The organism is Xanthomonas albilineans, from assembly GCF_002939705.1.
GTDB classification, from domain to species: Bacteria; Pseudomonadota; Gammaproteobacteria; order Xanthomonadales; family Xanthomonadaceae; genus Xanthomonas_A; species Xanthomonas_A albilineans.
In genome coordinates, this window is record NZ_MDCB01000031.1 from 1 (window position 1) to 6788 (window position 6788).

The 6788-nt window shown below is 65.6% G+C and carries 2 protein-coding genes; both read left to right on the forward strand.

The annotated features are described in order from the left end of the window. On the forward strand, window positions 1-1538 hold a 1538-nt coding region (locus tag XalbCFBP2523_RS15350), incomplete at its 5' end, for a thioesterase domain-containing protein (RefSeq protein WP_045765520.1). 118 nt (window positions 1539-1656) lie between these two features. Further along, window positions 1657-6788 (forward strand): non-ribosomal peptide synthetase (locus tag XalbCFBP2523_RS15355; protein WP_158250795.1); only part of this gene is annotated, 5132 nt, incomplete at its 3' end.

Sequence of the window (6788 nt, forward strand, 5' to 3'; positions counted from 1 at the left end):
CACTCGATTATCTCGGCCGCAACGACGATCAGATCAAACTGCGCGGGTTCCGTATCGAGCTCGGCGAGATAGAAGCCGCGCTACGCACCTGCACCGGCGTGCAGGACGCCACCGTGTTGCTGCGCGAGGATATTCCGGGCGAACCGCGATTGGTTGGCTATGTGGTCGGCGATGCCGAGCAACTTGGCGCCGACACGCTGCGCACGCAGCTGGCTGCGCGACTGCCCGACTACATGCTGCCAGCGGCCTATGTGCAACTGAAAGTGTTGCCAGTGAACACCAACGGCAAGCTCGACCGGCGCGCGCTGCCGGCGCCGGAGGCTGCGACGCCGGCCAATGCGGCCTACGTACCACCCGCCACACCCATCGAGCGTCGTCTAGCCAAACTCTGGGCCAGCGTGCTGGGGCCGCAGCGCATCGGCCGCAACGACCATTTCTTCGAATTGGGCGGACACTCGTTGTCGGTAGTGCGGCTGATCGCCGCCGCCAGACGCAGTCACTTCGAACTGACCGTGCAAATGGTGTATGCCGCGCCGACGCTGCAAGCGCAAGCCGCGCGCCTGAGTGGCGACACACAGGCATTCGGATCCCAGGTGCTGGCTGCGCGGCGCCATGGCAGCCGCCCGCCCGTTTTCGTGGTACCGACCGGCATTGGCGACATCACCTATGCGTTCGAGTTGGCCGGCCACCTCGATGCGGACATTCCGGTCTATGCCTTGCCTTGGCCGGAACCGCTGCCGGCCACGATGGACGCACTAGCCACGCAGATGGCCGCGTGGATTCAGGCGGTGCAGCCGCACGGTCCGTATCACCTGCTGGGGTATTCCTCCGGCGGCCTGTTGTCCTATGCCATCGCCCAACACTTCGACCAGCAGGGCCAGTCCGTCGCTTTCCTCGGCCTGCTCGATTGCAGCCTGCCGACAGCGAAAGCGGACACCGACACGCTCGACACCGCGCTCGGCCAAGCGTTGCTGCAACGACTGGACGGATTGCGACACCATGAACCCTATCAGGAGCGCCATGACGTCCAGGCGGCGCTGGAAGCGCTGCTGAAGCACATCGGCGACAACGCATACGCGGACATGGCCGCAGCCTGCGAAAGCGATCCGATGCTGGCGCAGTTGGCGGCGGAAGAACAGACCACGGTCGCGAACATGTTGCAGGAGTGCGTCAACAGCACCCACTTCAACCGGTTGTGGCCAGCGTTCACCGCCCTGCCATTGCAGGTGGCGTGCAAGCTGCATCTCTTCCAGGCGAGCGAACCCGAACCGGCTACGGATGCCTATGGCTGGCAGCATCTGCTGCCAGCGGCGCAGATCGCACGGATGCCGGTGGGCGGCAATCACGTCACCATGATCGAGAACATGCACATCGTCGGGCTCGCACATTGCATTGAGCAGGCGCTCGACCGCGCGTCCCCTGCATGCACCTCCTCGACACCGCATGCAGCGCCTGCGCATGGCGACGGCATGACTGACTGCGCCAATCCCCGCCCTATGACAGACACCGACTGCGTGACCGCCCAGGTCACGCCATGAACGCCATGATCCTCCTCACCAGACCGCGCGCCTCCAGACTCGCAACCTCGCGCACCGCCTGCCGATGCAGCAGTATGCAAGCGATGGCGCAGCGCATTCCCGCCCCACAGGGAATCGCATGAGCGTCACCGATTTGCTCGCTCCGCTCGATGCGGCGCTGTATCCGCTCAGTTCGGCCCAGCAAGGCATCTGGCTCGGGCAACTGCTCGCACCAAAACAACCCAGTTACAGCATCGGCTGCGTCATCCGTTTCGAAGGCACCATCCACCGCGATGCCTGGGAACATGCCATTGCAACGGTCATCGCCCGCCACGACGCACTGCGCACGGTGCTGGTCGAAGAGGCTCCCTTGCCACGCCAACGCGTGCTGGAGTCACTGCCTTTTTCCCTGCCCTGGCACGATTATTCGGCCCACGCAGACAGCGAACAAAGCATCTGGGATCACCTGCACCAAACCATTGCAAAACCCTTCGCGCTGTATGGCCAACCGCTATGGGACATCCAGTGGCTGCAGGCCTCCACCGAACGTGGCTATTGCCTATACCGCTGCCATCATCTCATCGCCGATGGCATTTCCCTGGGAATGCTGTGCCGACAGGTTGTCGAATCCTACAACCAGCGTCTGCGCGGCCAGCCCGATCAGACAGCTGCCCCTTCTTATCTGCAAGCGCTCGCTGCCGACCAAGCCTATCTTGACTCTACCCGCTATCAGCGCGACCAGGCTTACTGGCGTGCCTATCTGCACACACGCCCTGCGCCGCTGTTTCCCAGCACCACCACCGCACTCGGCCATCAGCCAAGCGTGCAATTGACCTGCACACTGGACACTCCGGACTTCATCGTCTTGAGCACGCTGGCCGAGCGCCTGGGCGGCTCACTCACCAGCATGATCGTCGCCTGCCTGGCGACCTGTCTGGCCCGCCTGAGCCACCATCAAGGGCCTGTGGCACTCGGCCTGGCCGTCCACAATCGGCACAACGCCAGCGAACGTGCCATGTTCGGCATGCTGTCCGCGCAATTGCCGCTCTACCTGGACATATCACCGCACGCGGATATCGCTACCGCCATGCGCGTCATCGCCACGGCATTGCGCACGACCATGCGTCACGCCCGCTTCCCCTTGCAACACGCTATGCGCCAGTTGGGTGCGAGCGCACAGCAGACGCCGCGGCCATTCGACATCGGCGTCTCGGTCGAAGACTTCAGCGTGTTCAGCGATGCCGACATCGCGGAAGGCACATGGCAGACACTGCCACTGCATGCCGGTTACGAAGACACCGCGCTGAGCGTGTTCGTGCGGCGCTACAGCACGCGGCACCCGGCACTGCTGGAATTCAACGTCAACCCGGACCGATTGCCGCTGGCACTGGCCGAGAGCGCCATGACCGCATTGCGGCAGATGCTGCGTGGACTGCTCGCAACTCCACACAGCCCCCTAAGCCAACTGCCGCTGCTGTGCGCCGAGGAGCGCAGCCGGTTGGAGGAGTGCAATGGCCGCGAGGTCGCCCTTGCCGAGCACCCTTACCTGCACCATGAAATCGAACGGCAAGTCCAGTGTACGCCTCAGGCCATCGCCATCGTGGACGACAAGATGGCACTCAGCTATGCCGAGCTCGACGCACGTGCCAACCAGCTTGCCCATCACTTGATCGCACTGGGCGTCGGCCCGGACATCCGGGTGGCCGTCTGCCTGCCGCGCGGCAGCGACCTGGTGGTGGCCTTACTGGCAGTCCTAAAGGCAGGCGGCACCTACCTCCCGCTGGATCCGCGCTATCCGCCGGCACGCCTGGCCTTCATGCTTGAGGACAGCGATCCGCGCTGCCTGCTCACGCATGCGGCGCTCGCCGAACGCCTACCGCACAGCGCGTATCCCTGCGTCGCGCTGGACGCGAGTACCGCCTGGACGATGCACTCCACGCACCGCCCGGATCCAGGCACCCGCGGCTTGCTTCCCCACCACTTGGCCTACGTGATCTACACCTCCGGCTCCACCGGCCGAGCCAAGGGCGTGATGGTCTCCCATCACGCGCTGATGCAGTTCCTGACTGTGCTGCAATCCCAGTTGACGCTGTCGCCCGAGGACAGCCTGCTGGCAGTGACCACCGTCTGCTTCGATATCGCAGGCTTGGAATTGTTCGCACCGCTTCTGCATGGCGCCCGTGTGGTGATGGCCGGCGACCAAGCGATACGGCAACCGTCAGACTGGCTGCGGCTGCTACAACAGCACGCCATCTCGGTACTCCAGGCCACACCGGCGTTTTGGCAAATGCTGCTGGATGCCGGTTGGCAGAGCCATCCGCAGCTACGCATGCTCTGTGGCGGCGAAGCACTGACTCGGCAACTGGCGCAGCGCTTGCGTGCCGGCGGCGGCCAGCTATGGAACCTGTACGGACCGACCGAGGCAACCATCTGGACTAGCACCTATCACGTGCGCGGCGAGGAAGCTGTCAGTGTCGTGCCGCTGGGTCGACCTCTGCCGAACACACGCCTACACGTACTCGACCGCTATCGACAACGCGTCCCGTTCGGGGTCATCGGCGAGTTGTGCATTGCCGGCCCACAACTGGCACGCGGCTATCTGGGCCGTGCGGACCTGACCGCCGAGCGCTTCGTCCCCGACCCATTCGCTGCTCAACCCGGCCAGCGCATGTACCGCACTGGCGACATGGCGCGTTGGCGTGACGATGGTGCATTGGAATATCTCGGTCGCAACGACGAACAAATCAAACTGCGCGGCGTGCGTATCGAATTGGGCGAGATCGCCGCTGCACTACGCGCCTGCGATGGTGTGCGCGAGGCAGTCGTCATTGCCCGCTCCGACAGCGGCGAACAGCGACTGGTGGCCTACCTGGTCGGCGAGACGGTGCCGTCCGGCGACGCGACCAGGCCTGATGCCAACGTACTGCGCACGCGTCTGGCGGCATGCTTGCCGGAGGTCATGCTCCCGTCGGCCTACGTGTGGCTTGCGACCCTGGCGCTGACCGCCAACGGCAAGCTCGATCGCCACGCATTGCCGGCGCCGGATGCCAGCGCCCTGGCCACGCAGGCGTATGTCGCCCCGCAAGGCGAAGCGGAAACGTGCCTGGCCATGCTGTGGTGCGAGCTGCTCGGCGTCGGACAGGTCGGTCGTCACGACAACTTCTTCGCCCTGGGCGGGCACTCGCTGCTGGCTGTGCAATTGATCGCCCGCCTACGCGTCTGCCGTGGCATCGACCTCGCCCTGAGCACGCTCTTCGCCCATCCACGTCTGACCGATCTAGCGGTCGCACTCGCACACGCGCCTGCCAACGCGCTGCCGGCCATCGTGCCGGTGCCGCATCCCGATCCACTACCGCTGTCCTTCGCCCAGCAGCGTTTGTGGGTACTGGCGCAGTTCGATCCGCGTGCCAACCTAGCCTATCTGATGCCCGGCGTCGTGGCCTTGCGCGGCGCTTTGAACCTGACCGCCCTGCGGCAGGCGCTGGACCGCCTGCTCGCCCGCCACGACGCGCTACGCACCCACTTCGTCGCCACCGATAACGGCCCCGCCCAGGTGATCGCTCCGCCGAGCATCGCCATGCCACTGGAGTGCATCGACCTGCGCCACAGCGCCGATCCGCAGGCCGCCGCACAGCGTTACGCCGAACAGGAAACCAGCACTGCCTTCGAGCTGGAACATGGCCCGCTCTTGCGCGCACGCCTGCTGCAACTGGCCGAAGACAACCACTTGTTGCTGGTGACCCTGCACCATCTGATTGCCGATGATTGGTCGATCGGCGTACTGCTGCACGAACTCGGTGCGCTCTACAGCGCCTTCGTTCACGGCCAGCCCGATCCATTGCCGCCGCTGCCGATCCAGTATCCCGACTACACCCTGTGGCAGCGCCGCTGGATCGACGGGCCGCTGCTGCAACAGCAGCGCCAGTTCTGGTGCGAGCATCTGCGCGATGCCCCAGCCCTACTGACCCTGCCGACCGACCGACCGCGTCCGCCCGAACAAGACTACGCCGGCGACGCCATCCCGGTGGCCTTCGATGCCGCACGCACCCAAGCGCTGATCGCCCTGAGCCAGCGCCAAGGCACCACCCTCTTCATGACCCTGCTCGCCGCCTGGGGCGCGCTGCTGGCGCGTCTGGCCGGCCAGAACCAGGTGGTCATCGGCACTCCCATCGCCCAGCGCACGCGTGGCGAACTGGAGCCGCTGATCGGCCTGTTCGTCAACACCCAGGCCTTGCACATCGACCTGCGCGCCGATCCCTCCGTGGCCGATTTGTTGACCCAGGTGCGTGCCACCGCCCTGGCCGCGCAGGCGCACCAGGATTTACCCTTCGAACAGGTGATCGAAGCGCTCAACCCGGTGCGCAGCCTGGCACATGCACCGCTGTTCCAGGCCATGTTCACCTGGCAGAACACCCCGCAGGTCGCCCTCGCCCTGCCCGATCTGCACTGCCAACTGCTGCCCGCAGCGACCCGCGAGGCCAAGTACGACCTGGAGCTGGACCTGCGCCTGGAACACGGCTGCATCCTCGGCAGCCTGCGCTTTGCCACCGCCTTGTTCGACCCCGCCACGCTGCAACGGCAGTGGGACAACCTCGGCGTGCTGCTAGATGGCATGCTCGCCGACGACCACGCGCGCGTAGGCAAGCTGCCGTTGCTCTCGCCCGCCCAACGCCAGCACCTGCATACCTTCACCGGGCATGACGCGCCCGCCGCCGAACCACGCAGCCTGCCGCAGTGGTTCGCCCAGCAGGTTGCCGCAACACCGCACGCCATCGCGCTGGTCTGCGCCGATACCACGCTCAGTTACGAACAACTCGACCGCCAGGCCAATCGCTTGGCCCACCACCTCATTGCACTGGGCGCACAGCCCGAACGCTGCGTGGCGCTGTGCCTGCAACGCGGCATCGCGCAGATCCTCGCCGTCCTCGCCGTGCTCAAGAGCGGCGCCGCCTACCTGCCGCTGGACCCCAGCCAACCGCGAGAACGCATCGCCAACGTATTGGCCGATGCCCAACCGGTTCTGGTGCTCGTTGACGACCCAGAGCACCTCGTCGCATCGACGGCGTTGACGCCTCCGATCATCGCCATCGCCGCCGCACAGGCCGCCGCCGCCGACGCACCCGAGCACGCCCCGGTACTGCCGCCGCTATCGGCGCAACACCTGGCCTATGTCATCTATACCTCCGGCTCGACCGGCAAACCCAAGGGCGTGCTGGTCTCCCACCACGCATTGACCACGCGCCTGCACGCCCTGATCGACCTGTACCGACT